25 protein-coding genes are annotated in these 23878 nt (G+C 73.6%); 15 read left to right on the forward strand and 10 right to left on the reverse strand.

The genetic code is table 11. The features are described from left to right. Positions 1-2 precede the first annotated feature (2 nt). Positions 3-467: an AsnC family transcriptional regulator gene (locus tag ACRAKJ_RS04720; protein ID WP_438925308.1), complete on the reverse strand. Its 465-nt coding sequence runs from the start codon at positions 465-467 to the stop codon at positions 3-5. Between the two features lie 79 nt (positions 468-546). On the opposite strand from ACRAKJ_RS04720, the gene ACRAKJ_RS04725 reads away from it, so the two are divergent. From ACRAKJ_RS04725 to ACRAKJ_RS04750, 6 genes are all read left to right on the forward strand, one after another. Beyond that, complete coding sequence (locus tag ACRAKJ_RS04725) at positions 547-1032, forward strand: rhodanese-like domain-containing protein (RefSeq protein ID WP_438925307.1); 486 nt, start codon at positions 547-549, stop codon at positions 1030-1032. Positions 1033-1047: 15 nt separating this feature from the next. Further along, a complete protein-coding gene (locus ACRAKJ_RS04730; protein WP_438925306.1) occupies positions 1048-1770 on the forward strand; it encodes a glutamine amidotransferase-related protein in 723 nt (240 codons plus the stop codon). Between the two features lie 94 nt (positions 1771-1864). Then, a complete protein-coding gene (locus ACRAKJ_RS04735; protein WP_438925305.1) occupies positions 1865-2998 on the forward strand; it encodes an inorganic phosphate transporter in 1134 nt (377 codons plus the stop codon). Then, positions 2995-3219: a hypothetical protein gene (locus tag ACRAKJ_RS04740; RefSeq protein WP_438925304.1), complete on the forward strand. Its 225-nt coding sequence runs from the start codon at positions 2995-2997 to the stop codon at positions 3217-3219. Before ACRAKJ_RS04735 ends, ACRAKJ_RS04740 begins: the two co-directional genes overlap by 4 nt. 40 nt (positions 3220-3259) lie before the next feature. After that, positions 3260-6202: a bifunctional [glutamine synthetase] adenylyltransferase/[glutamine synthetase]-adenylyl-L-tyrosine phosphorylase gene (locus ACRAKJ_RS04745; RefSeq protein ID WP_438925303.1), complete on the forward strand. Its 2943-nt coding sequence runs from the start codon at positions 3260-3262 to the stop codon at positions 6200-6202. A 12-nt stretch (positions 6203-6214) separates the two neighbouring features. Beyond that, entirely contained in the window at positions 6215-7144 is a 930-nt protein-coding gene (locus tag ACRAKJ_RS04750) for a zinc-binding dehydrogenase (protein WP_438925302.1), read from the forward strand. Between the two features lie 62 nt (positions 7145-7206). Here ACRAKJ_RS04750 and ACRAKJ_RS04755 read toward each other — a convergent pair whose 3' ends face one another. After that, positions 7207-7428: a hypothetical protein gene (locus ACRAKJ_RS04755; RefSeq protein WP_438925301.1), complete on the reverse strand. Its 222-nt coding sequence runs from the start codon at positions 7426-7428 to the stop codon at positions 7207-7209. A gap of 186 nt (positions 7429-7614) precedes the next feature. On the opposite strand from ACRAKJ_RS04755, the gene ACRAKJ_RS04760 reads away from it, so the two are divergent. After that, positions 7615-8256 carry a hypothetical protein gene (locus tag ACRAKJ_RS04760; RefSeq protein WP_438925300.1) on the forward strand — a complete coding sequence of 214 codons (642 nt, stop codon included), beginning with the start codon at positions 7615-7617 and terminating at the stop codon, positions 8254-8256. A 123-nt stretch (positions 8257-8379) separates the two neighbouring features. Here the strand turns inward: ACRAKJ_RS04760 and glnA are convergent, their stop codons facing one another. After that, entirely contained in the window at positions 8380-9804 is a 1425-nt protein-coding gene (glnA, locus tag ACRAKJ_RS04765) for a type I glutamate--ammonia ligase (RefSeq protein WP_438925299.1), read from the reverse strand. Positions 9805-9998: 194 nt separating this feature from the next. On the opposite strand from glnA, the gene ACRAKJ_RS04770 reads away from it, so the two are divergent. Further along, positions 9999-10472, forward strand: a complete 474-nt coding sequence (locus ACRAKJ_RS04770; RefSeq protein ID WP_438925298.1) for an RDD family protein — start codon at positions 9999-10001, stop codon at positions 10470-10472. 77 nt (positions 10473-10549) lie between these two features. On the opposite strand, the gene ACRAKJ_RS04775 is transcribed toward ACRAKJ_RS04770, so the two are convergent. Then, positions 10550-11290 (reverse strand): DUF4191 domain-containing protein, encoded by a 741-nt coding sequence (locus ACRAKJ_RS04775; protein WP_438925297.1) that lies wholly within the window; start codon positions 11288-11290, stop codon positions 10550-10552. 63 nt (positions 11291-11353) lie between these two features. On the opposite strand from ACRAKJ_RS04775, the gene ACRAKJ_RS04780 reads away from it, so the two are divergent. The 5 genes from ACRAKJ_RS04780 (at position 11354) to ACRAKJ_RS04800 (ending at position 16556) form a co-directional block, all read left to right on the forward strand. Beyond that, positions 11354-13429: a UvrD-helicase domain-containing protein gene (locus ACRAKJ_RS04780; RefSeq protein ID WP_438925296.1), complete on the forward strand. Its 2076-nt coding sequence runs from the start codon at positions 11354-11356 to the stop codon at positions 13427-13429. A gap of 1159 nt (positions 13430-14588) precedes the next feature. Next, a complete protein-coding gene (locus ACRAKJ_RS04785; RefSeq protein WP_438925295.1) occupies positions 14589-14987 on the forward strand; it encodes a WhiB family transcriptional regulator in 399 nt (132 codons plus the stop codon). Next, on the forward strand, positions 14984-15208 hold the full coding sequence (locus ACRAKJ_RS04790; RefSeq protein WP_438925294.1) for a hypothetical protein: 225 nt from the start codon (positions 14984-14986) through the stop codon (positions 15206-15208). The genes ACRAKJ_RS04785 and ACRAKJ_RS04790 overlap by 4 nt, the downstream gene beginning before the upstream one ends. A gap of 215 nt (positions 15209-15423) precedes the next feature. Next, positions 15424-16359, forward strand: a complete 936-nt coding sequence (locus ACRAKJ_RS04795) for a methyltransferase (protein ID WP_438925293.1) — start codon at positions 15424-15426, stop codon at positions 16357-16359. After that, on the forward strand, positions 16356-16556 hold the full coding sequence (locus ACRAKJ_RS04800) for a hypothetical protein (protein WP_438925292.1): 201 nt from the start codon (positions 16356-16358) through the stop codon (positions 16554-16556). Before ACRAKJ_RS04795 ends, ACRAKJ_RS04800 begins: the two co-directional genes overlap by 4 nt. Before the next feature lie 71 nt (positions 16557-16627). Here ACRAKJ_RS04800 and ACRAKJ_RS04805 read toward each other — a convergent pair whose 3' ends face one another. The 4 genes from ACRAKJ_RS04805 to ACRAKJ_RS04820 form a co-directional block, all read right to left on the reverse strand. Further along, positions 16628-17176: a hypothetical protein gene (locus ACRAKJ_RS04805; RefSeq protein ID WP_438925291.1), complete on the reverse strand. Its 549-nt coding sequence runs from the start codon at positions 17174-17176 to the stop codon at positions 16628-16630. Between the two features lie 81 nt (positions 17177-17257). Beyond that, entirely contained in the window at positions 17258-18568 is a 1311-nt protein-coding gene (locus ACRAKJ_RS04810; RefSeq protein ID WP_438925290.1) for an AarF/UbiB family protein, read from the reverse strand. Positions 18569-18653: 85 nt separating this feature from the next. Beyond that, the gene (locus ACRAKJ_RS04815) at positions 18654-19664 is read right to left on the reverse strand and encodes a TOMM precursor leader peptide-binding protein (protein ID WP_438925289.1); all 1011 of its coding nucleotides are present in this window, start codon (positions 19662-19664) and stop codon (positions 18654-18656) included. 143 nt (positions 19665-19807) lie between these two features. Continuing rightward, entirely contained in the window at positions 19808-19963 is a 156-nt protein-coding gene (locus ACRAKJ_RS04820) for a DUF5679 domain-containing protein (protein WP_015098458.1), read from the reverse strand. Positions 19964-20166: 203 nt separating this feature from the next. Between ACRAKJ_RS04820 and ACRAKJ_RS04825 the strand changes: the two genes are divergently transcribed. Next, the gene (locus ACRAKJ_RS04825; RefSeq protein WP_438926130.1) at positions 20167-20694 is read left to right on the forward strand and encodes a YgjP-like metallopeptidase domain-containing protein; all 528 of its coding nucleotides are present in this window, start codon (positions 20167-20169) and stop codon (positions 20692-20694) included. A 45-nt stretch (positions 20695-20739) separates the two neighbouring features. On the opposite strand, the gene ACRAKJ_RS04830 is transcribed toward ACRAKJ_RS04825, so the two are convergent. Continuing rightward, complete coding sequence (locus ACRAKJ_RS04830) at positions 20740-22119, reverse strand: zinc-dependent metalloprotease (protein ID WP_438926131.1); 1380 nt, start codon at positions 22117-22119, stop codon at positions 20740-20742. A gap of 102 nt (positions 22120-22221) precedes the next feature. Here ACRAKJ_RS04830 and ACRAKJ_RS04835 point away from each other — a divergent pair, with 102 nt between their 5' ends. Next, positions 22222-23307 carry a PDZ domain-containing protein gene (locus tag ACRAKJ_RS04835; RefSeq protein WP_438926132.1) on the forward strand — a complete coding sequence of 362 codons (1086 nt, stop codon included), beginning with the start codon at positions 22222-22224 and terminating at the stop codon, positions 23305-23307. A gap of 15 nt (positions 23308-23322) precedes the next feature. Here ACRAKJ_RS04835 and ACRAKJ_RS04840 read toward each other — a convergent pair whose 3' ends face one another. Further along, positions 23323-23865, reverse strand: coding sequence for a PPA1309 family protein (locus tag ACRAKJ_RS04840; protein WP_438926133.1), 543 nt, complete (start codon positions 23863-23865; stop codon positions 23323-23325). Positions 23866-23878 lie beyond the last annotated feature (13 nt).

Consider the following 23878-nt stretch of genomic DNA (forward strand, 5'->3'; position numbering starts at 1 on the left):
TGCTATCGAGAAACGATACCCCCGAGGACGTCGCGCGTCACGGGCCGGTTGCGGGCGTGCGAGGAGAAGACCAGGGACGTGGTGGTGTCGCCGTAGCGCTGGGCCACCTCGACGAACTCCTCCAGCTCGACCATCGACCGGCAGAGCACGCGCAGCAGCCAGCAGTCGTCCCCGGTCACGTGGTCGGCGTCGCGGACCTGCGCCAGGGTGACCACGCGCTCGCGGAAGCGGGGCGTGTCGAGGCTGCGCACGCGCACCCGCACGATGGCCTCGATGGGCAGGCCGAGGCGTTGCGGGTCGACCACCGCCGCGTACCCGGTGACGACGCCCGCCTGCTCCAGCCGCCGCACGCGCTCGGTCGTGGCCGGCGCGGACAGCGAGACCCGCCGGGCCAGCTCGGTGAACGTCATCCGCCCGTCCCGCTGGAGCAGGTCCAACAACTTCCAATCCAGGTCGTCGAGTTCCACCGCGGAATCGTAGGCGGGACACCGGGAACGCCTGGACTTCCGCATGGGTCCGCCGGCGCCGCCCGGCGAGGATTTCCCCATGACGAACACACTCCGCTTCCCCGCCGCCGAGCCCGCCTCCGCCGCCGCCTTCTTCGCCGCGCAGCTCGCGTTCGAGGCCGACCCGGACGACGTCGTCCGCGACCTGGCGGCCGGTGCGACCGCCGGGTTCCGGCTCGTGGAGACCCGCAGCCGGGAGGCGTTCGAGCGGGTCCGCGTCCCCGGCGCGGTCAACCTGCCGCACTGGGAGGTCGACGAGGTCACCACCGCGGGCTGGGACCGCGACCTGGTCTACGTCTGCTACTGCGAGAGCTCCGCGTGCAACGCCGCCACCAAGGGCGCGTTGCGGCTCAGCGAGCTGGGGTTCCGGGTCAAGCGGCTCACCGGCGGCATCACGACCTGGCGGGCCGCCGGCTACCCGGTCGAGGGCGACGAGGTCGGGAGCAGCGAGGTCGGGAGCAGCGAGGTCGAGGGCGGTGGCGCGGTGGGGCGGACCGGCCTGCACGGGGTCGCCTGCGCCTGCTGATCTACCCTCGGCCGGGTGACGCGACTGCTCGTGCTGCAACCCGACCGCGACGACCCGCCGGCCCGCCTCGGCGAGTGGCTGACCGCCGCCGGGGCGGTGCTGGACGTGGTGGACCCCGCCGAACGGCCGCTGCCCGCGACCCTGGACGACTACCGCGGCGTGGTGTGCCTGGGCGGCGCGATGGGCGCCCTCGACGACGAGGCGCACCCGTGGCTGGCCGACGTGCGGCTGCTGCTGTCGCACGCGGTGTCGAAGCGGGTCCCGGTGCTGGCGATCTGCCTGGGTGCTCAGCTGCTCGCGGTCGCCACCGGCGGGCGGGTTCGGGAGGCCGAACGACCCGAGATCGGCGTGCGGCTGGTCGCCAAGCGGGACGTGGCGGCGCAGGACCCGCTGTTCGCGGAGCTGCCGTGGACGCCGGACGTGCTCCAGTTCCACCTGGACGAGGTGTCGACCCTGCCGCCGTCGGCGACGCTGCTGGCGTCCTCGCCGGTGTGCGCCAACCAGGCGTTCCGGGTCGGCGAGAACGCCTACGGCCTCCAGTTCCACGTCGAGACGACGCCCGAGGTGGTTCTGAAGTGGGACTCCGGGTACCCCGGGGGTGCTTCCGGGCAGTTCGACCCGGACCGGCTGGCCGATGCCCACGAGGACATCCGGGAGGTGTGGCAGCCCTTCGCCGAACGATTCGTGCGCCTGGCCTCGGGTGGGCTGACGATCCACCGGCAACTGCCGCTGGTGTGACGAACGTCCGATGAGGACAGGATGATGTGAGCGTTCATCGGCCAGCCGGGTAGCGTTCACCTACGACTGTGTCGGTTCAGCCGGAGGAATCAGCGTGGATGCCTCGCTCCTCGTCATCATCGTGGTCGTCACCGCCTTGGCCTTCGACTTCACCAACGGCTTCCACGACACCGCGAACTCGATGGCGACCTCCATCGCCACCGGCGCCCTGCGGCCGCGCACGGCCGTCGCGTTCTCCGCGGTGTTGAACCTGGTGGGCGCGTTGCTGTCGGTCGAGGTCGCCAAGACCATCTCCGGCGGGATCGTCGACGACGCGAGGATCACCCCCGCGATCGTGTTCGGCGGCCTGGTCGGCGCGATCGTGTGGAACCTCGTGACCTGGTACGTCGGGTTGCCGTCCAGCTCGTCGCACGCCCTGTTCGGCGGGCTCATCGGGGCCACCTGGATCGCCTCGGGCGCGGACGCCGTGCACTTCGCGAAGGTCGTCGACAAGGTCGTGGCCCCCGCGATCGCCGCGCCGCTGGTCGCGGGCGTCGTGGCGCTGCTGGCGACCTACCTGACCTACCGGCTCACCAAGGGCACGCGGCGCTCGGTGAGCGAGAAGGGCTTCAAGGCGGGTCAGATCGCCTCGGCCGCGCTGATGTCCCTCGCGCACGGCACGAACGACGCGCAGAAGACCATGGGCATCATCACGCTCACCCTGATCACGGCGGGCACGCTCGCGCCGGGCGCGGAACCGCCCATGTGGGTGATCCTGAGCGCGGCCGTGGCCATCGCGCTGGGCACCTACCTGGGCGGGTGGCGCATCACGCAGACCCTCGGCAAGGGCCTGACCACGATCGAGGCGCCGCAGGGCTTCGCGGCGCAGACCAGCGCGGCGACCGTGATCATGGCGTCGTCGCACCTGGGCTTCGCGCTGTCCACCACGCACGTCGCGTCCGGCGGCATCATGGGCTCCGGCCTGGGCAGGCAGCTCGACGGCGTGCGGTGGAACGTGGCCGGTCGGATGGCGGCGGCGTGGGTGCTGACCCTGCCGGCGGCGGGCCTCGTGGGCGCGCTCGCGGGCAAGGTCGCCTCGACGGGCACGGTGGGCGTGGTCGCGGTCGCGGTGGCGGGCGTGGCGGTGGCGCTGGGCATCTGGCTGCTGTCGCGGCGCGAGCCGGTGCGGCCCGAGCACGTCGTGGACGAGATCGCGGCGCAGGCCGAGACGCACAAGGTGGCGGTGTGAAGGTCGACTGGGCGGCGCTCGGCGCCGTGTTCGTGGTGAGCCTGGCCGCCGTGCTGGGGCTGGTCGTGCTGTTCTCGGTGGGGCTGCGGGCCTGGTCGGCGCGGGAGTCGGCGCGGGAGCGCGGCGCGTCGGTGGCGCTGCCCACGGCCGGCGCGCTGGCCTGCCTGCTGGCGTGCGTGACCGTCGTGTTGTTCGGCATCTACTTGATCGTGGCCGGCTGAGGGCTTCGTCGGGACCGCCGGCGGACTACGGTGTTCGTCGATGACCGATCCAGCCCGCACCCCCACGTCCCCCGCGAGGTTCGGCCTGACCGAGGCGCGCAGCGGCGAGCACCTGCGCGCCGCCGGGTGGTGGGAGGAGCGCCGGCCCGCCGAGGGGGCCGAGTCGATCCTGTTCGCCCTGTCCCGCAGCCCCGACCCCGACCAGGCGCTGCGCGGCGTGGACCGGCTGCGGGTGGCGCTGGGCGACGGGTGGGCCGAGCTGGACGGCGCGCTGCGCGACAACGGGGCGCTGCGCGGGCGGCTGCTCGCGGTGCTGGGCACGTCCACGGCGCTGTCCGACTTCCTGGCCGCCAACCCCGACCGGTGGCGCGGCCTGGCCGACGACGAGCCGGTGGACGCCGCCGGGTTCGCCCCCGCGCTGGTCGGCGCGGTCGAGGGGCTGACCGGGGCGGACGCGGTGCGGGCGCTGCGGCTGGAGTACCGGGCGCTGCTGTGCCGGGTCGCCGCGGAGGACCTCGCGCACGTCGCCGAGCCCGACCAGCCGTACGTGGCCTACGACGACGTCGCGGGCCTGCTGTCGGACCTGGCGGTGGCCGCGCTGCGGGCCGCGCTGGACGTGGCGGGCCGACAGGTGCCGCGCTCGGACGAGTGCTCGCTCGCGGTGGTCGCGATGGGCAAGTGCGGCGCGCGGGAGCTGAACTACGTCAGCGACGTGGACGTGGTGTTCGTCGGCGAGGGCGACACGGCCGTGGCGACCCGCCTGGCCAGCACGCTGATGCAGGTGGCGGGGCAGGCGTGCTTCGAGGTGGACGCGGCGCTGCGGCCGGAGGGCAAGGCGGGCGCCCTGGTGCGCACGCTGGACGGGCACGCCTCGTACTACCGGCGGTGGGCGCGGACGTGGGAGTTCCAGGCGCTGCTCAAGGCGCGGCCGGTCGCCGGGGACGAGGAGCTGGGGCGGCGCTACCTGGAGGTGGTGCGCCCGCTGGTGTGGACCGCCGCCGAGCGCGAGGACTTCGTGCCCGACGTGCAGGCGATGCGCCGCCGCGTCGAGGACCACGTGCCGGTGGACCTGGCCGGGCGGGAGCTGAAGCTGGGCCGGGGCGGGCTGCGGGACGTCGAGTTCGCCGTGCAGCTGCTCCAGCTGGTGCACGGGCGGGCGGACGAGGAGCTGCGCATCCAGGCGACGACGGCGGCGCTGGAGGCGCTGGGCCGCGGCGGGTACGTGGGGCGGGCGGACGCGGCGGACTTCGGCCGCGCCTACCGGTTCCTGCGCACCCTGGAGCACCGGTTGCAGCTCCAGCGGCTGCTGCGCACGCACCTGTTCCCGGCCGACGACGACGACGCGGCGCTGCGCCGGCTGGCCCGCGCGTCGGGCGTGCCGGCCGAGGGCGGGCAGTCGGAGGGGCAGGTGCTGCTCGCCGAGTTCCGCAAGCGCGGCAACCAGGTGCGCAGGCTGCACGAGAAGCTGTTCTACCGGCCGCTGCTCCAGGCCGTCGCGAACGTGCCGACCGAGGCGCTGCGGCTGACCACCGCGCAGGCCACCGCCCGGCTGGCCGCCCTCGGCTACGCCGCGCCGGACGGCGCGCTCAAGCACATCGAGGCGCTGACCAGGGGCGTGTCGCGGCGGGCGCGCATCCAGGGCGCGCTGCTGCCGGTGCTGCTCGACCTGTTCGCCGCCACCCCCGACCCCGACGGCGGGCTGCTGGCCTACCGCCGGGTGTCCGAGGCGCTCGCCGAGACCCCCTGGTACCTGCGGCTGCTGCGCGACGAGGGCACCGTCGTCGACCGGCTCGCCGCGCTGCTCGGCACGTCGAAGCTCGTGCCCGACCTGCTCGTGCGGGCGCCCGAGGTGCTGCGGCTGCTGGCCGACACCGACGCCCTCGTCGGCCGCGACCCGATGACGATCGGCAACCCGCTGCGCAGCACCGTGTCCCGCTACAGCGACCTGGAGCGCGCGGTCACCGCGGCCCGGTCGCTGCGCCGCCAGGAGCTGCTGCGGGTGGCGTCGGCGGACCTGCTGGGCCTCGTGCCGCTGCGCACGGTGTGCGTGTCGCTGTCCGAGGTGTGGGTGGCCGTGCTCCAGGCCGCGCTGGACGCCGTGGTGCGGTCGTCCGGGGAGCGGGCGGCGTCCATCGCCGTCATCGGCATGGGCCGCCTGGGCGGGCGGGAGCTGGGCTACGGGTCGGACGCCGACGTGCTGTTCGTGTGCGAGCCCGCGCCCGGGGTGAGCGACGCCGACGCGGCGAAGTACGCGTCGTCCGTGGTGGAGGCGGTGCGGCGGCTGCTGGCCGCGCCCAGCCAGGACCCGGCGTTGCAGGTCGACGCGGACCTGAGGCCCGAGGGCAGGCAGGGGCCGCTGGTGCGCACCCTCGACTCCTACCGCGCCTACTACGCGCAGTGGTCGGAGCTGTGGGAGGCGCAGGCGCTGCTGCGGGCGCGGTTCATCGCGGGCGACGCGGCGCTGGGGGAGCGGTTCATCGACGCGGTGAACCCCGTCCGGTACCCGGCGGCCGGGCTGGACGCGGCGGCCGTGCGGGAGATCCGGCGCATCAAGGCGCGCGTGGAGGCCGAGCGGCTGCCGCGCGGCGCCGACCCGTCCACGCACACCAAGCTCGGTCGCGGCGGGCTGGCGGACGTCGAGTGGACCGTGCAGCTGCTCCAGCTCCAGCACGCCCACGAGGTGCCCGCGCTGCGCACGCCGTCGACCGTTCGGGGGATGAAGGCGGCCACCGAGGCGGGCCTGATCGCGGCGGAGGACGCGTCGGCGCTGATGGAGGCGTGGACGACCGCCACCAGGGCGCGCAACGCCGTCGTGCTGGTCCGCGGCAAGCCCGGCGACCAGCTGCCCACCGCCGGGCGCGACCTGGCGGCCGTGGCGTCCGCGATGGGGCACCCCGACGACCCGGGCGGCTTCCTCGACTCCTACCGGCGCACGACGAGGCGGGCGCGCGCCGTGATCGAGCGCGTTTTCTACGGTTCCTGAACACTGGGGGTCGTGAAGGCGATAGCGCAGAACGAGTTCGGGGACGCCGACGTCCTGGTCCTGCGGGACCTGCCCGACCCCGCCATCGCCCTCGACCAGGTGCTGGTCGAGGTGCGTGCCGCTGGGGTGAACCCGGTCGACCGGCTGGTGCGCGCCGGGTACGTGGCGGCGTCGATGCCCCACCACTTCCCGCTGGTGCCCGGCTGGGACGTGGCCGGCGTGGTGCGCGCCGTCGGGCCCGCCGTCGACGGGTTCGCGGTCGGCGACGAGGTGTTCGGCTACCAGCGCAAGGACCACGTGCAGCACGGCACGTACGCGGAGCTGGTCGCGGCCACGGAGCGGGGGCTGGCGCACAAGCCGCCGTCGCTGTCCTGGGAGCAGGCGGGCGGCCTGGCGCTGACCGGCCTGACCGCGCTCCAGTCGCTGCGCAAGGTCGGGGTCGGCGACGGCGACACCGTGCTCGTGCACGCGGCCGCCGGTGGCGTCGGGCACCTGGCCGTGCAGGTGGCGCGGCTGCTGGGCGCGTCGCGGGTGATCGGCACGGCGTCACCGCGCAACCACGACTTCCTGCGGTCGCTCGGCGCGGAGCCGGTGGCCTACGGGGACGCGCTGGTGGACGCCGTCGCGGAGCTGGTCGGCGGGGACGGCCTGGTCGACGTGGCGTTCGACTGCGTGGGCGGCGCGGCGCTGGGCGACTCGCCCGCGCTGGTGCGCGACAACTCCCGGATCGTGTCGATCGTCGACCCGAACGTGCTGGGGCTCGGCGGGAAGTACGCCTACGCCAAGCCCGTGCCGGCCGACCTGGAGTGGCTCGCGTCCCACGCAGGCGCGGGTGAGCTGGAGGTGGTGGTCCAGCAGGCGTTCCCGCTGGAACGGGCCGCCGACGCGCACCGCCTGCTGGAGGGCGGGCACGTGCGGGGCAAGGTCGTGCTGGTGGTCTGACGGGCGAAGGGCCCCCCGGGAGGGGCCCTTCGGGTGTTCGGTCCCGTCCGGGGTTCGGGCGGTCAGTCCTCGTCCGCGGTCGGGATCGAGGTGAACAGCTCCACCACCCACTCCTCGGTGAGCGAGTCGGTGTCCTCCTCGTCCTGCACGAGGCGGTTGGACACCCTGACGCCCAGGCCGAGCACGTCGGCGGCGGCGATCGCCTCGATGGCCTCGGACGCGGAGTCGAAGATGTTGGTGGAGAGGACCTGCACGGCGGTTGCGACGTCATCAGCATCAGACACGGCGCGACCCTAACCGCCCGCGCCCGGCGCGGCGCGCCGGCCCCGTGGTCGACGGCGTGTCGCGGTGGCGCTACCGACCGTCGATGAGGGGCCGTTCACCATTGACCAGAGGCTTCGGGATGCCGAAACTGACGTCTTCACGGGGATTGCTCACATTCGCACGCGTGCGCCCGGACGAAGGACGTCATGGACGACGAGAGGCATCACAGGAAGAGCGGCGCCGCTCTCAAGGTCGGCATGGTCGTGTTCGGCGTGCTCCTGGTACTGGGCGTGGTCCAGGCCGTCACGGCGGGCACCGTCGGCGTCGGCGCGCTGAGCGTCACGCTGCGGGAGCCGACCGCCGGCACGGTCCCGACGTCCACCCGCACCACCACGTCCGACGACACCGCCGGCCTGGACGGCGCGCTCGGCTCCGCGGGCCCCGCCACCGCGGAGACCCCCGCCGCCGACGCGGGGAGCAAGTCCGCCACCGGCTCCTGGAAGCAGGCGCGCGGCCTGCTCACCGTCGAGGTCACCAAGGTCGAGAACCGCGGCGGCGTGCTCCGGGTCTTCGTGACGGCCGTCAACGCCAGCACCGCGAAGATGGACCTGCCGGTCGCGTCCGCCTCGGCCGTCGACGACTCGGGGCGCGAGTACGGCGCGTCCCTGTCCACCAGCAAGTGGCCCGTGACGGTCGCGAAGAACGGCAGCGCCAACGGCTACCTGGACCTGGACCAGAAGGTCCCGGCCGCGGCGGGCGCGTTCTCGCTGACGTTCGGGGGCATCGTGGGCCAACTGGCCCCGACCGGCGGCTCGGTGACCGTGGCGGACATCCCCGTCCCGAGGTGACCCTTGCGCGTCCCCGCGTCCCCGCGTCCCCGCGTCCCCGCGTCCCGGGGAACGCGAAAGCCGAGGGCCGGGTGACCGTGCTGGTCACCCGGCCCTCGGCCGTCGAACCGGGGTCCGCTCGGATCACACGTCGTAGTACAGGGCGAACTCGTACGGGTTCGGGCGCAGGCGCAGCGGGTTGATCTCTTCCTCGCGCTTGAACGAGATCCAGGTGTCGATCACGTCCGGCGTGAAGACGCCGCCCTCCAGCAGGAACTCGTGGTCCGCTTCGAGGTTGTCCAGCACCGCGTCGAGGGTCGCCGGGACCTGCTTGACGTCGCGGGCCTCCTCGGGCGGCAGCTCGTAGAGGTCCTTGTCGATCGGGGCCGGCGGCTCGATCTTGTTCTTCACGCCGTCGAGGCCCGCCATCACCATGGCCGAGAAGGCCAGGTACGGGTTGCCCGACGAGTCGGGGCAGCGGAACTCGATGCGCTTGGCCTTCGGGTTGTTGCCGGTGATCGGGATGCGCACGCACGCCGAGCGGTTGCGCTGGGAGTAGACCAGCGACACCGGGGCCTCGTAGCCCGGCACCAGGCGGTGGTAGGAGTTCACCGTGGGGTTGGTGAACGCCAGCAGCGACGGGGCGTGGTGCAGGATGCCGCCGATGTAGTGGCGCGCCGTGTCCGACAGGCCCGCGTAGCCGGACTCGTCGTGGAACAGCGGCTGGCCGTCCTTCCACAGCGACTGGTGGGTGTGCATGCCCGAGCCGTTGTCGCCGAACAGCGGCTTCGGCATGAACGTGACGGTCTTGCCGGCCTGCCACGCGGTGTTCTTGATGATGTACTTGAACAGCATCAGGTCGTCCGCGGCGTGCAGCAGCGTGTTGAACCTGTAGTTGATCTCGGCCTGGCCGCCGGTGCCCACCTCGTGGTGCGCGCGCTCGACGGTGAAGCCCTGGGCCTCCATGTTGAGGACCATCTTGTCGCGCAGGTCGGCGTAGTGGTCGGTCGGCGTGACCGGGAAGTAGCCGCCCTTGTACTTGACCTTGTAGCCGCGGTTGCCGCCGTCCTCCTCGCGGCCGGTGTTCCACCAGCCGGAGATCGCGTCGATCTCGTGGAAGGAGGCGTTCGCGGTGGTGTCGAAGCGGATCGAGTCGAAGATGTAGAACTCGGCCTCGGCACCGAAGTACGCGGTGTCCGCGATGCCCGACTCGGAGATGTACTGCTCGGCCTTGCGCGCGATGTTGCGCGGGTCGCGGCTGTACGCCTCACGGGTGAACGGGTCGTGCACGAAGAAGTTGACGATGAGGGTCTTCTCGATCCGGAACGGGTCGAGGCGCGCCGTGTACAGGTCGGGCAGCAGCAGCATGTCCGACTCGTGGATCGACTGGAAGCCGCGCACGGACGAGCCGTCGAACGCGAGGCCCTCGGCGATGGCGTCGGCGTCGAACGCCGAGGCCGGGAGCGTGAAGTGCTGCATCACGCCGGGCAGGTCGCTGAACCGGACGTCGACGAACTTCACGCCCTCGTCTGAGATGAACTTCAGGACCTCGTCGGGATTCTTGAACACCCTCGTCGACTCCTCTGCTGCGGTGGGGGCGTGGTTGTACGCCGCTGCGTGCTGCGGCCTGCCATCGTGGCGAAACTAAGACCGCGGTGTTGCCCGGCAGTCACCCCGGTGTTTCGCCAGTGTTAACGGGCGTCCCCGGTGGGGCAACCCGACCGTCCGTCCTCACCCGCTGAGCACGGGCTTACTCTGGTGGAGTGAGCAGGTGGACCGGTTCGTGGTTGTCAGGACCCCGTGCGGCGCTGGAGCCGGGCGCCGACTCCGGTGACGGCACCGGGCAGCGCTGGAAGGGCGAGCGCCTCGGGCTGCCCCGGTCCGGACCCGGCTCGGTGGCCTCCACCGGGCGTCGGGCCCTGGCCATCGTGGTCGACTTCGCGCTGTCCGCGGGCGTGGCGGCGGCGTTCACGCAACCCGACCTGCCCAAGAACTGGAGCCTGCTGGCCTGGTTCGCGATCACCGTCACCGCGGTCGCTTTCTTCGGCTTCACCCCTGGTCACGCGGTGTTCGGCCTCCGCGTCGCCCGCCTGGACGGCGCCGGGACCGTGGGACTGCCGCGCGCGCTGCTGCGCACGGCGCTGATCTTCCCCATCATCCCGGCCGTGGTGTGGGACGCCGACGGCAGGTGCCTCCACGACAAGGCCGCGGGCACCGTCGTCATCCGCGTCCGCTAGCCCCCGCCGGTGGCCCACCGGCCCCGGGAACGGCTCAGGCCCGGTCGGGGACCGGGCCTGAGCAGCGGTGACGTGGTCTAGCGGCGGCGCATGGCGCGCTGCACGTTGCGCATCTTGGCGCCCTGCGGCAGCGGGCCCTTGGGCAGCGCCGCGCCCCGGCTGGCCAGCGCGGTCAGGCGGTTCTCGATCGTGTCGACCTGGGCGGTCGTGATGTTGCGCGGCAGCTTCATCAGGTGGCCCTGGAGCTTGCGCAGCGGCACCTGGTTCTCCTCGGTGCCGACGACGACGTCGTAGATCGGGGTGTCGCCGATCACCCGCGCCACCCGCTTCTTCTCCTGCGCGAGCAGGCCCTTGACCCGGTGCGGGGCGCCCTCGGCGACGAGGACCACGCCCGGCCGGCCGAGCACCCGGTGCACCATGTCGCCGTTCGTCGTGCCCGCCACGGCCTGGGTGACCCGCCACTTGCCGCGCAGGTTGTCCAGCGCCCACGCCGCCGCGCCCGGCTGGCCGTCGGCCTTCGCGTACACGTTGCGCTGCACCCGGCGGCCGAACACGATGACCGCCAGCAGCGCGCCCACCGCGATGCCCATGGGCAGCAGCACCCACTGCATGTCCCAGATGAGGCCGATCAGGAACGCCGCCGCCGTCGCGCCCAGCAGGCACAACAGCATGAGCGGCACGAGCGCCTTGTCCTCGCGGCGCTGCATCTTGAACGCCTCGAAGATCTGGCCGCGCCGCTGCTTCGATGCCGCGCGCCGAGCCTTCGCCGCTTCCTTGGAGGCCGCCTTGGCAGCCGCCTTGTCCTGCTTACCAGCCATACCCACCAGGATACGGCGCGCCGCGTCGCCCCATGACGGGAGTACGCGCTGTGCTCTGCGAGGATGCAGCGCATGGACCGGCTGCTGGAGGGACTGGACCCGGAACAGCGCGCCGCCGTGGAAGCACCGCGCGGACCGGTCTGCGTCCTCGCGGGCGCGGGCACCGGCAAGACCCGCACGATCACCCACCGCATCGCCTACCTGGTCCAGCGCGGGCACGTCGCCGCAGGTCAGGTCCTCGCCGTCACGTTCACCGCGCGGGCCGCGGGCGAGATGCGGACCCGGCTGCGGGCACTGGGCGTGCACAGCGCGCAGGCCCGCACGTTCCACGCCGCGTCGCTGCGCCAGCTCCGCTACTTCTGGCCCCGGGTGGTCGGCGGCGAGCAGTGGCAGCTCGTCGACCGCAACAAGCTGCGCCTGGTCGCCCAGGCCGCGAACCGCGCGGGCCTGTCGACCGAGTCGGACTCGCTGCGCGACCTCGCCGGCGAGATCGAGTGGGCCAAGGCGTCGCTCGTCGCGCCCGAGGACTACCCGGCCGCCGCCACCCGCACCAGCCGCGACACGCCGGCGTCCGCCGAGCAGGTCGTGCAGGTCTACCGCACCTACGAGCAGCTCAAGAACCAGGCGCAGCTGCTCGACTTCGACGACCTGCTGCTGCACACCGCCGCCGCGCTGGAGGAGCACGGCGACGTCGCCGAGGAGTTCCGCGACCGCTACCGGTGCTTCGTGGTCGACGAGTACCAGGACGTGACGCCGCTCCAGCAGCGCGTGCTCGACGCGTGGCTCGGTCAGCGCGACGACCTGACCGTGGTCGGCGACGCCAACCAGACCATCTACTCCTTCGCCGGCGCCTCGCCCGCGCCGCTGCTGAACTTCCCGCGCCGGTTCCCGCACGCCACCGTCGTCCGGCTCGAACGCGACTACCGGTCGACGCCGCAGGTCGTGGCGCTGGCCAACCAGGTCATCAGCTGGGCGCGCGGACGCCCCGCCGGCTCGCGGCTCAAGCTGATCGGGCAGCGCCCGGACGGGCCGCGGCCGTCGTTCACCGAGTTCGACGACGAGACGCTGGAGGCCGCCGCCGTCGCGCGCCGCACCAAGGAGCTGCTCGACGAGGGCGTGCCGGCCAGCGAGATCGCCGTCCTCTACCGGGTGAACGCCCAGTCGGAGGTCTTCGAGCAGGCGCTGGCCGAGGTCGGCGTGCCCTACCAGGTGCGCGGCGGCGAGCGGTTCTTCCAGCGGGCCGAGGTGCGGCAGGCGGTGATCGCCCTGCGCCAGGCCGCGGCGCACCAGCCGTCCGGCGAGCTGCCGAAGGTCGTGCGCGAGGTGCTGACCGGCATCGGCCTGACCGACGACCCGCCCGCCGGCGGCTCGGCCCGGGAGAAGTGGGAGTCGCTGCTCGCGCTCGTGGAGCTGGCCGAGGAGCTGGCGGGCGCGGTCGAGGGCGCCGACCTGCCGAAGTTCGTCGCCGAGCTGGAGATGCGCGCCGAGGCCCAGCACCCGCCGACCGTGGAGGGCGTGACCCTGGCGTCGCTGCACGCGGCGAAGGGCCTGGAGTGGGACGCCGTGTTCCTGGTCGGGCTGGTCGACGGCACCCTGCCCATCCAGCACGCGGGCGACGACGAGGCGGCCGTCGAGGAGGAGCGCCGGCTGCTCTACGTGGGCGTCACGCGGGCGCGGGTGCACCTGTGGCTCTCGTGGGCCCTGGCGCGCGCGGGGGGTGGTCGCCGCTACCGCCGGCGCAGCCGCTTCCTCTACGGCCTCGTCCCCGAGGACCACCCGGCCTCCCGCACCGCGGCCGCCGCCAAGCGCGAACCGCTCCAGCGCAAGCCCAAGCCCCAGTGCCGGGTCTGCGGTTCGGCGCTCGTGGACGCGAGGTCGGTCAAGCTGGGCCGCTGCGCCTCCTGCCCGTCGGACCTCGACGAGGAGCTGCTGACGCGGCTGCGCGCGTGGCGGGCCGACCGGGCGCGCGAGCTGAAGGTGCCCGCCTACGTCGTGTTCACCGACGCCACCCTCGTGGCCATCGCCGAGCAGCGCCCCGAGGACGTCGCCGGCCTGGTCGCCATCGCCGGCATCGGTGCCTCCAAACTCGACCGCTACGGCGACGACGTCCTGACCCTGGTCCGCGGCAGCAACCACTGACCGGCCCCCGGCTCCCGGCCCCGCCGGCCAGGCCGGCGGGGCGGGCGAGGTAGCGGGGCGGCGGGGCGGGCGTGCTCGCTCGCCGCCCGATCGCCAGCCCGATCGCCAGCCCGATCGCCAGCCCGATCGCCAGCCCGATCGCCAGCCCGCCGATGGCTGCCGATGGTCGCTCGCCGCTCACGCCCGCCCGAGCACTGTCTGCCCGGCCGCACTGTCTGCCCGGCCGCACCGCCTGCCTGAGCGCCGCCTGGTCGCATCGCCTACCCGGCTGCACCGTCTACCTGAGCGCAGCCTGCCCGGCCCGGCCGCGTACTGCTCGCCCGGCATTCGCCCGAGCACCGTCTGCGCTCCCCGCTCCCGTTCCCCGTTCCCCGCTCCCTGAGCCCCGTTCGTCGGGCGACATCCGGCCTGCCCGGCGGACGGGGCGCGGGGCGTTAATTCGGTGGCGCGCGTGTGACCGGGGTCGCTATACAACTCCCGCGGCCCTGCCGCGCGAGGTCCCCGGACCCCGCGCGCGGGCGCTGTGCCGGCGTGCCGCCGACCGCCTCGCAGGTGTGGTCGACGGGGTGCCGGCGGGGGTGGCAGCGGGTGCCCGCCGGCGGGCGGGCCGGCGCTCGGCATGATCGAGTACCGGCCGTCTGGGCAGGGCAAACGCGGAAACTTCACACGATCGACAGGTATTTGGAAAAACCGGTTGCACGCGCCGTGCACGGGGTCATAACCTGCTGATGCCGGGCGCGAAGCGCCCGCTGGGGAATCAAAGAGCTGCGTCCGACACGAGACCGCCCTAGGAGGTGACCGGCTGTGAACACTCTCAAGTGCTTCGAGAAGCCCGGTTACCTGATGACCGGGGCTCTCCTCATGTCCAGCACGGCTCCCGTCGCGGGGGAGAAGTCTGCCCGCGATCGCCGCGCCCACACGTGGGGTGCAGAGCGAGTTCAGCTGATCCAGGTCCCGGCGCCGTATGCGCCGACCGTTGTCCCGACTCAGAACGTTGCGCCGTCCGCGCAAGGGCGAAGTACCTGACACACCTGTAGTCAGGCCACCAGCCCACGAAGGCCGCGGACCCGTAACCGGATCCGCGGCCTTCGTGTTTTTTCACCCCGTTTTTCCAGCAAGACCACTTACCCCGTGCAAGACCCTGACAGGAGTCCACCTGATGTTGACCGCGACCGTCCCGATAAACGGGACGTTGTCCACCGAGTCCGACCTGATCGGAGCTGGTGTCGCGACCCTGATCGACACCGCGCCGGACGCCGGCCTGGAGCTTCCCTGCCGCACCAACAACCCCGACCTGTGGTTCGCCGACGCGCCGGCGGAGTTGGAGGAGGCCAAGAAGTTCTGCGCCACGTGCCCGGTCATCGCCGAGTGCCTCGCCGGTGCGCTGGCGCGTCACGAGCCCTGGGGGGTCTGGGGCGGCGAGATCTTCGAGCGCGGAGCCGTGATCGCGCGCAAGCGTCCTCGTGGGCGCCCGCGCAAGGACGCGGCACCCGTTGTTCCCGCGGCACCCGCCGCGACCGTCGTCCGGGGGGCTACCGACCAGGAGGCCGCCGCGTGACCACGTACCGATCCACCACTGACGAAGCCGTGTTCACCGAACTGAACCCCAGGGGGAACCCGATGTTGCTCGAAGAAAACCTGGCCAGATCCCGAATGCATGACGCGGAGATATACGCGCAACAGCATCGGCTGGCCCACCGCCTCGTCGTCGCCCGCAGGTGGCGTCGGCTGGCCGGTTGGGCCGAGCGCCGGGCCCACCAGAAGGCCCGCGCTCTCTGATGCACGACAGGCCCGCCCTTCCCGTCCGATACGGGGAGGGCGGGCCTCGCCGTGCCCGGACCGCGGATCGCAGACCGCGGACACGCATCACCGATCACCGGCCACCGCAGTCGGGTGGGCGCGGTCGGGTGGGTGCGGTGGTGTGGGTGCGGTGGTGTGCCGTGCCGCGTGGTTCCGGCGCGAGGGATCGCCCGGTCGTCGGTACGGTGCGTCGTGTGGCTGCTCACTCTCACCACCACCACCACCACGGTCGGGCCGATCACGGCGGGACCCTCGACGGGATCGACTGGTCGTCCCGCCTGACGATGTTGCGGCAGGCCGACGAGTTGGACGCGGATGCCCGGCGGGTCGTCGCGAGCCGGCTCGTGCGCTCGCTGCCCGACAACCCGACCGTCCTCGACGTCGGGTGCGGGGCCGGTGGGATGGCGGTCGCGTTCGTCGAGGCGCTGTCCGCGCGCGCCGGCGGGACGGTGGTGCTGGTCGACGCGACGCCCGAGCTGCTGGACGCGGCGACCGGCGCGGCGCGGTCGGCCGCCGCCTACGGCGGTGACACGACCACGGTTTCCGTCCGGGTGCGGCCGGTGCTGGCGGACCTGGCCGCCGAACGGGCCGTCGACTTCGCCGGACCCGCCCAGCTGGTGTGGGCGTCGAACGTGGTGCACCACCTCCCGGACCAGCGGGTAGCCGTGGCCGGGTTGGTGGAGGCGCTGGCGCCGGGCGGGTGGCTGGCGCTGGCCGAAGGCGGGCTTGAGGGCAAGTTCCTCCCGTGGGACCTGGGTGTGGGCGAGCCGGGGTTGCAGGAGCGGCTGGCGGCGGTGCGCGCCCAGTGGTTCTCGCGGATGCGCGAGGACATCCCCGGCTCCGCGCGGACGCTCGGCGGCTGGAACACCGTGCTCGCCGAACTCGGGCTGCTCGACGTGACGGCCTTCAGCTACCTCGTCGACCACCCAGCGCCCGCCGGTCGGGCGGTCCGGGACTGGGCCGTCGACCGGCTCCGGTGGTTCGCGGAGATCGGCGGCGACCTGCTGCACCCCGCCGACCGGCGCGCAGTCGGCCGGCTCCTCGACCCGGACGACCCCGCCTACCTGGGGTTGCGCGACGACGTCTTCCTGCTGGCCGCCCACACCGTGCACCTCGGGCGCAAGGCGTGACCGACCCCGGCGGCACGTGTGCCCGGTGCGACCGGACCCGTGCCTCGGTCACCGACGCGGCCGAGCTGCTGGCCTGGGTCCGGCAGCGGGAACGCGGGGTCGACCAGTGGCTGTGCCACGCCTGCGCGCGGGAGCACGTCCGCGACATCGAGGGCAAGCTGCCCGCCGACCACTGGGGAGCCGGTCACCGGCGATAGGTCTCCTCTCGGGTGGTGCCGTCCTGCTCGGCGGGACACCGGCGGGACAGGGGATCAGGGGGAGGTGGCGGTCAGCGCAGGGTGGCGGCCAGGAGTCTCAGGGCGGACCTGGTGGCCGCCGTGCCCCGTCTGTTGCCCGCCTCCAGTTCGGCGTTGAGGCCCTCGACCGTGCACAGGCCCGCCCGCAGCGCGCCCGCCAGGACGTGGTGGCGGCGCAGCGGGTGGGGTTCGTGCCGGGCCGCGTCGAGGACGGCCCTGGTCGGCTCGGTGAACGGCAGGCCGTCGCGCACGACCACCCCCGGCGGCCGGGTGGTGCGCTCCAGGACGAGCCGGGGCCCGCCCGACCGGCGCCGGCTCGCAGGTTGCAGCAGGTGCACGTGGGCCGGTGGTCGGGCGGGCAGGCCCTGGGCGGCCAGCGCGTCCGCGCCGGTGATCACCGCGCCCGGTCCCGCGTAGGCCACGGCGGCCCGGAGGCGCTGGGCCCGGGTGGGCGGTTGCGCCCCGAGCAGCAGCACGCCCGGCAGGATGCGCTGCCACGGGCCGCCGGGGCGGCACCTGAGGTCGATGACGTGGCCGGGCACGCCGGCGGCCTTCAGCTCTGCGGTCTTGACGATGTCCATGGGACGAGGGTGGACCGGGGGAGCGGGGGCCGGCCAGGGGATGTGGGTGAGTTGTGGACAACTCGGGAAGCTGTGGACAACTCAGTCCGCGAAGCCCGGTTGCCACCGGGCTACGATGGCCCTGGCCTGCACGTTCGCGTCGAGCTGGCAGAGGATGCCCGTCGCGCCCAGCGTGACCCTGTGGACAAGCAGGTACTGGGGAGGCAGGTTGAGGGACCTTCCCGTTTGCGAATCAGGGCTGCGGAGGTCGCCCACCCGCTCCGCCTGCTGCCGCAGCCACCGGCGCGTGAAGTGGAACGTCTCGGTGCGCAGCGGCTCGACGAACGGCGCCAGGTAGTTCAGGACGTCCTCGGCGTGCAGCTCGGTACCCGGTCGGATGAAGTGCTCGGTGCGCAGCAGCTCCTCCAGGTCCGCCGGCCGCCCCTCCAGCGCCAGCCTGGTCATCAGCCCCAACGTCCTGGGCAGGCCGTCGGGCAGGCGGGCCACCGCGCCGAAGTCCAGGACGCGCAGCCGGCCGTCCGCGCCCAGCATGAAGTTGCCGGGGTGCGGGTCGGCGTGCAGCAGGCCCGACCGGCTGGGCGCGGAGAAGTGGAACTCCGACAGCAGCTGCCCGGACAGGTCGCGGTCCTCCCGCGAGCCGTCGCGGATGATCTTCGCCAGGGGTGTGCCGTCGGTCCACTCGGTGACCATGACCTTCGGCGAGCTGGCCACCACGCGCGGCACCAGGACGTGCTCGTCGTCGGCGAACGCCTTGGCGAACACCCGCTGGTTGGCGGCCTCGGTCCGGTAGTCCAGCTCCTCCAGGTACCGGTCGCGCAGCTCCTCCAGCAGCGGTTTCACCTCGGCGCCCGGCATGACCGCCTGCATCAGCCTGCTGAACCGCAGCAGCTGCCTCAGGTCGGACTCCAGGGCCTCGTCCGCGCCGGGGTACTGCACCTTCACGGCCACGTCGCGCCCGTCGTGCCACACCGCGCGGTGCACCTGGCCGATGCTCGCGGACGCGGCGGGCGCGTCGTCGAACTCGGAGAACCGCTTGGCCCACCCGGTGCCGAGCTGCTCGGCCAGCACGCGGTGCACGGTGCGCGAGGGCATCGGCGGCGCGGCGGTCTGGAGCTTGGTCAGCGCCTCGCGGTACGGCTCGGCCAGCTCGTCCGGCACGGCGGCCTCGAACACGCTCAGGGCCTGGCCGAACTTCATCGCACCGCCCTTGAGCTGCCCGAGCACCGCGAACACCTGTTCGGCGGTCTTCGCCGACACCTCGGCGCTGACCTCCTCGGAGCTGCGGCCTGCCAGGCGCTTGCCCCAGCCGCCCACCACGCGGCCCGCCACCCCGAGGGGGAGGCTGGCCAGCTTGGCGGTGCGCTGCACGGCCTTGCGCGGGATTTCGGTCACCCGGTGATTCTCCCCCCGCTCGTCCACGCGGTCGCGCTGGATCGCCCCACGCCACAAAACCTACACAGCTCGGGCTGAGGACCCGTCAGCTCGCGGAACGGCACTCGCAGCGCGGGTGCACGGGCGCTATCCGGTGCTCGACCGCCCCGGCGAAGGCGTCGACCTCCACGACCGCGTCCCAGGTCGGCGGCCGGGTGCGCAGCTCGGTGCCGCGGTCGAGCGCCAGCAGCGCCTGGCCGACCGCGAAGCCCGCCGCGGCGGTCACCGTGGCCAGGTCGGCGTGCTGGGCGCGGTCGACGAGCTGCGCGGCCAGCACCGGCCAGTCGGGGTCCCGGTCGGCGGTGTGCATGTCCGCGCACCTCAGGCAGCTGCTGCGACCGGGCACGACGAGCGGTCCGACGACGCCCAGGCCCTCCCGGACGCGCACGGCCAGGTGCGGCGTGCGCGACGCCAGCAGGCCGCGGAGCAGCTCCGGCGCGGGCACCAGCACGTCCGCCAGCACGACGAGGTCGACGTGCCGGGGCGCCGGCCGGACCCCGCCGCACGCCCGCTCCACGGCCGCCGCCGCGGCGACCGAGCGCGGCCTGCCCACGTCGTCGTCGGTGTAGCCCGATCCGGTGTCCTCCGGCCCGACGCGGCCCCGGGCAACCACCCGGACGTGTCCCACCCCGGCGGCGGCGAGGAGGGTCGCGACGGTCACCGCGAGCCGGCCCTCGCCGTGCACGACGACGGCCCGGTCCGCCCGGTCGGCGGGCAGGCGGGGGACGGGCCGCCGGGTGCGCAGCGCCCACGACGACACCTCGGCGGTCAGCCTGGCGTGCGGCACCGGCACGGACTCCTCGACCAGGCCGGCCCGCGCCAGCCCGTGCAGCACGCCCGTCAGCTCGGCGGCCTGCGTGCCGTGGGGCGCGAGCTGGTCGCGCAGCTCGGCGAGGGTGTGGCGGCCGGTGAGGCCGAGCAGCACGGAGCACATGGGCGCGGGCACCTCCTCGACCAGCACGGCGTGCCGGGGGTCGGTGCCGATCTGCACGACGTCGGCCCGGCGGCGCAGCAGCGGCAGGCCGGGCAGGACTCGGGGGCGGTTCGGGAGGTCCACACCGGCAGCGTGGCCCCGTCGCCCGGAATCGCGAAACGCCTGTCCACAGGCCCGTGAACTGTCCACAGGCGACGCCGGGGCGCTTGACGCGGGCCGGGTTCCCGGCGGGTGGCCGGGCGCGCGGCCCGGCCACCCGCGGGACGTCAGACCTTCGCCTTGCCGAGGATCCGGGTCACCGTGGTCCCGCAGACCGGGCACTTGCCCTTGGCCATCCTGCGGTTGTTGCTCTCGTGCACCTCGCCCGTGAAGTCGCGCTTCTCACGGCACTTGACGCAGTAGCCGTTGTAGGTCTCGGCCACGGCTTCCTCCTTGCTTCGAGAGTGCGGGGCGATCTGCGCCACACTCGGGGGCTGGCTCGCACGCTACCTCCGGGAACCCGCTCCCGCTGCACGCCGCGTCGATCGTGTCCAGCCGCCTTTCGGTGGAACCTGCTCGTCCGGCGCTCCACTGACCGCCGCTTGGCCGCCGCGGACTGTCGGTCCGGGGCCTTACCGTGAACGCCATGCCCGAACCGCAGGTGGAGGTGCGGCGCAGCGCTCGGCGCCGTCGCATGGTGAGCGCGTACCGCGAGGGGGACACGGTCGTCGTCCTGCTGCCGGCCCGCATGACGAAGAGCGAGGAGAAGCACTGGGTGGCGGAGATGCTGAGCCGCCTCCAGCGCAGCGAGACCAGGCGCAAGTCGCCGACGCGCACGTCCGACGCCGCCCTCCGCCAGCGCTGCGAGGAGCTCGCCGACCGCCACCTGGACGGCGTGCGCCCGAGCAGCGTGCGGTGGGTGCCGCCGATGCGGACGAGGTGGGCGTCGTGCACCCCGAGCGAGGGCACGATCCGGATCAGCGAACGCCTGCGCGAGGTGCCCGCGTGGGTGCTCGACTACGTGCTGGTGCACGAACTGGCGCACCTGAGGGTGCCCGGCCACGGGAAGGACTTCTGGCAGCTCGTGCACAGGTACCCGAAGGCGGAGCGCGCCATCGGGTACCTGGAGGGCATCTCGGCGGCGGCGGGCCTGGGCATCACCGAGGAGGACTAGCGGGACCGGTGGTGCGCGACGGCGCCGCCGCGCACCACCGGGGTGCTACTTCGGGTCGTCCGGGCCTTCGCCGGCCCCGGGAGCGCCACCCTCGGGAGCGCCACCTTCGGGAGAGCCGTCCTCGGGAGCGCCGGCCCCGGGCTTCTCGCGCAGCGTGCGCTCCAGCTCCGCCATCGGGTCCTCCAGCGCCTTGCGCGTGGTCCCGAACCGCTCCGCGAACTCCATCGGGTCGTCCAGGTCCTCCGCCGAGGGCACCAGGTCGGGGTGGTCCCACACGCTCTCGCGCTGCTCGATGCCGTGCTGGTCGCCCAGCAGCTTCCACAGCGCCGCCGCCGAGCGGTGCCGGCGCGGGCGCAGCTCCAGGCCGACCAGGGTGGCGAACGTCTGCTCCGCCGGACCGCCGGACGCCCGGCGCCGCCGCAGCGTCTCCCGCAGCGCCTCCGCACCGGGCAGGCGCTCGCCGACGGCCTCGTTCACCACGACGTCGACCCAGCCCTCGACCAGGGCCAGCAGCGTCTCCAGGCGGGTCAGCGCGGCCTTCTGCTCGGGCGTGGTCTGGGGTTCGAGCATCCCCGACTTCATCGCCTCCTCGATGCTGGCCGGGTTCGACGGGTCGACCTGACCCGCGAGCTGCTCCAGCGCCGAGGTGTCGACCGTGATGCCCTGCGCGAACTCCTCCACCAGGTCCAGCAGCCGCTGCCGCAGCCACGGCACGTGGCTGAACAGCCGCTGGTGGGCGGCCTCGCGGGCGGCGAGGAACACCAGCACCTCGCTGGCCGGGCGCTCCAGGCCCTCGGTGAACTTCTCGATGTTCGCGGGCAGCAGCGCCGCCGTGCCCTCCGGACCCAGCGGCAGGCCCACCTCGGTCGAGGTCAGCACCTCGGAACCGAGCTGCGCCAGCGCGCCGCCGAGCTGCGAGCCGAACGCCATGCCGCCCATCTGGCCGAGCATCGACAGCAGCGGGCCGGCGGCCTCCTTCGCCTCGGCGGGCATCGCGTCCACCCACGCGCCGGACACGCGCCGCGCCACCGGGTCGCACAGCCGCTGCCACGTCGGCAGCGTGTGCTCCACCCACTCGCGGGCGCTCCAGCTCTGCGTCACGCGCACGCCCGCGGGCAGCGCGGTCACCGGGTCGAGCCACATCTCCGCCAGGTGCACGGCGTCCGCCACCGCGGTGCCCTGGTCGGGGCCGAAGCCGAGGGCGGTGCCGGGCTTGCCGGCCAGCTGCTGGAGGGCGATCTGCTTCGCCAGGTCGTAGTTGACCGGTCCGGACGACGAGTTCGCGTTGCTGAACATCGCGCCGAGCTGGCTCAGCATCGCGCCGAGCTGGTTGAAGTCGAAGGGGTTCGCGTCCCCCTGGTCGCCCGGCTTGCGGCCTCGGTCGTCGGGGTCCTGCGGGCCGAACCCGAAGGGCAGGTCACTCATGCCACCACGGTACGCGGGATGCGCCTGCGGGGCGGACCCGAGGAGCGCCCGCGCGGGACCGGTTCGCCCCCGGCGCAACCGCGTGGTCGTACCCTGTCGGGCGTGACCGAAGGCACCGACACCGTCGTGGACCAGGCACCGCCCACCCCGAAGCCGCCGCGGCGCGGCCTGACCCGGCGCACGTGGACCCTGGTGATCAGCCTCGCGGTGGTGCTGGTCCTCGGGTTGCTCGGCGGGTTCGCCCGGGTGCCGTACGTGGCGCTGGGCCCCGGCCCGACCTACGACACGCTCGGCCAGGTCGACGGCGGCGACGTCGTGGCGATCGAGGGCCAGGAGACGTTCCCGACCGGCGGCCGGCTGACCATGACGACGGTGTCGCTCACCGACGACGTGTCGCTGTTCGGCGCGCTCGGCCTGTGGGTGAGCGGCCGGTACGCGCTCGCGCCGCGCGAGGAGTTCTTCCGGCCGGGCGAGTCGGAGCAGCAGGTCCGCGACCAGAACGTGAAGGCGTTCCAGGACTCGCAGACCAGCGCCGAGGTCGCCGCGCTGCGCTACCTGGACTACCCGGTGAAGGTCGTGGCCGCCGAGATCACCGACGACACCGCCGCCGCCGGCGTGCTCCAGCCCAACGACCGGCTGCTGGAGGTCAACGGCAGGCCGGTGGCGACCGCCGACGACGTGCGGCCCGCCCTGGAGACCACCAAACCGGGTGACCAGGTCCAGCTGACCTTCGAGCACGAGGGCGAGCGCAAGACCGCCACCGTGACGCTCGGCCGCGCCGAGGGTCGCGAGACCGGTTTCCTCGGCGTGCTGCCGCTGGACCGGGCCGACGTGCCGTTCGAGATCAAGATCAGCTTGAACGACGTCGGCGGCCCGTCCGCGGGCATGATGTTCGCCCTGTCGATCGTCGACAAGCTGACCCCCGGCGAGCTGAACGGCGGCCAGTCCGTCGCGGGCACCGGCGAGATCAACGACAAGGGCGAGGTCGGCCGCATCGGCGGCATCCAGTTCAAGCTGGTCGCCGCCGCCGAGGGCGGCGCCACCACGTTCCTGGTGCCGGCGGGCAACTGCGACGAGGCCAGGCAGCACGCCCCGGAGGGCATGCGCCTGGTCAAGGTCGAGAAGCTCGACGACGCCGTGCAGGCCCTGGAGAGCCTGGCGAAGGGCGGCGACGCCCCCGCCTGCTGACCGCCTCGCCCCCGCTCACGGCTGCAGGGTCTCCAGCAGGGCGCGGGTCAGGTTGGGGGCCAGCTCGGGGTGCGCCACGACCTCCTCGGGCACCTCGGTGTTCCCCCGCAGCCGCAGCACGCACGCGGCCGAGCCGTCCCGCAGCACGGCCGCCACCAGGCGCGCCTCGCGGCGCTGCGGGTGCTCGGCGGCGAACCGGCGGGCCGCCTCGTCGTCCAGGTCGCCCTCGGCCAGCTGCTCCTCGGCCTCCGGCGGCAGCACCACGATCTCCTGCGCCAGCGCGCACCCGCGCACCACGTCCGGCCACACGATCCCGGCCAGCGCCCGGTCCAGCTCCGAGTCGGGCAGCGAGTCCTGCGCGATCGGTGTCAGCGGCGAGGCGACCGGGTCGAGCTGACCGGCCAGCTCGGGCTGCTGCGCGAGCAACTCCGACGTCGGGACCAGCGCGAACAGCTGGGTCGGCTGGTTCCACCCGGCGGTGGACACGAACTCCTCGACCTCGCGGGCGACAGCGGGCAGCACCACGGGCGGCGTTTCACTGGCTGACACGCCCGCCATGGTCGCATCACCC

Source organism: Saccharothrix sp. DSM 118769 (assembly GCF_052936295.1).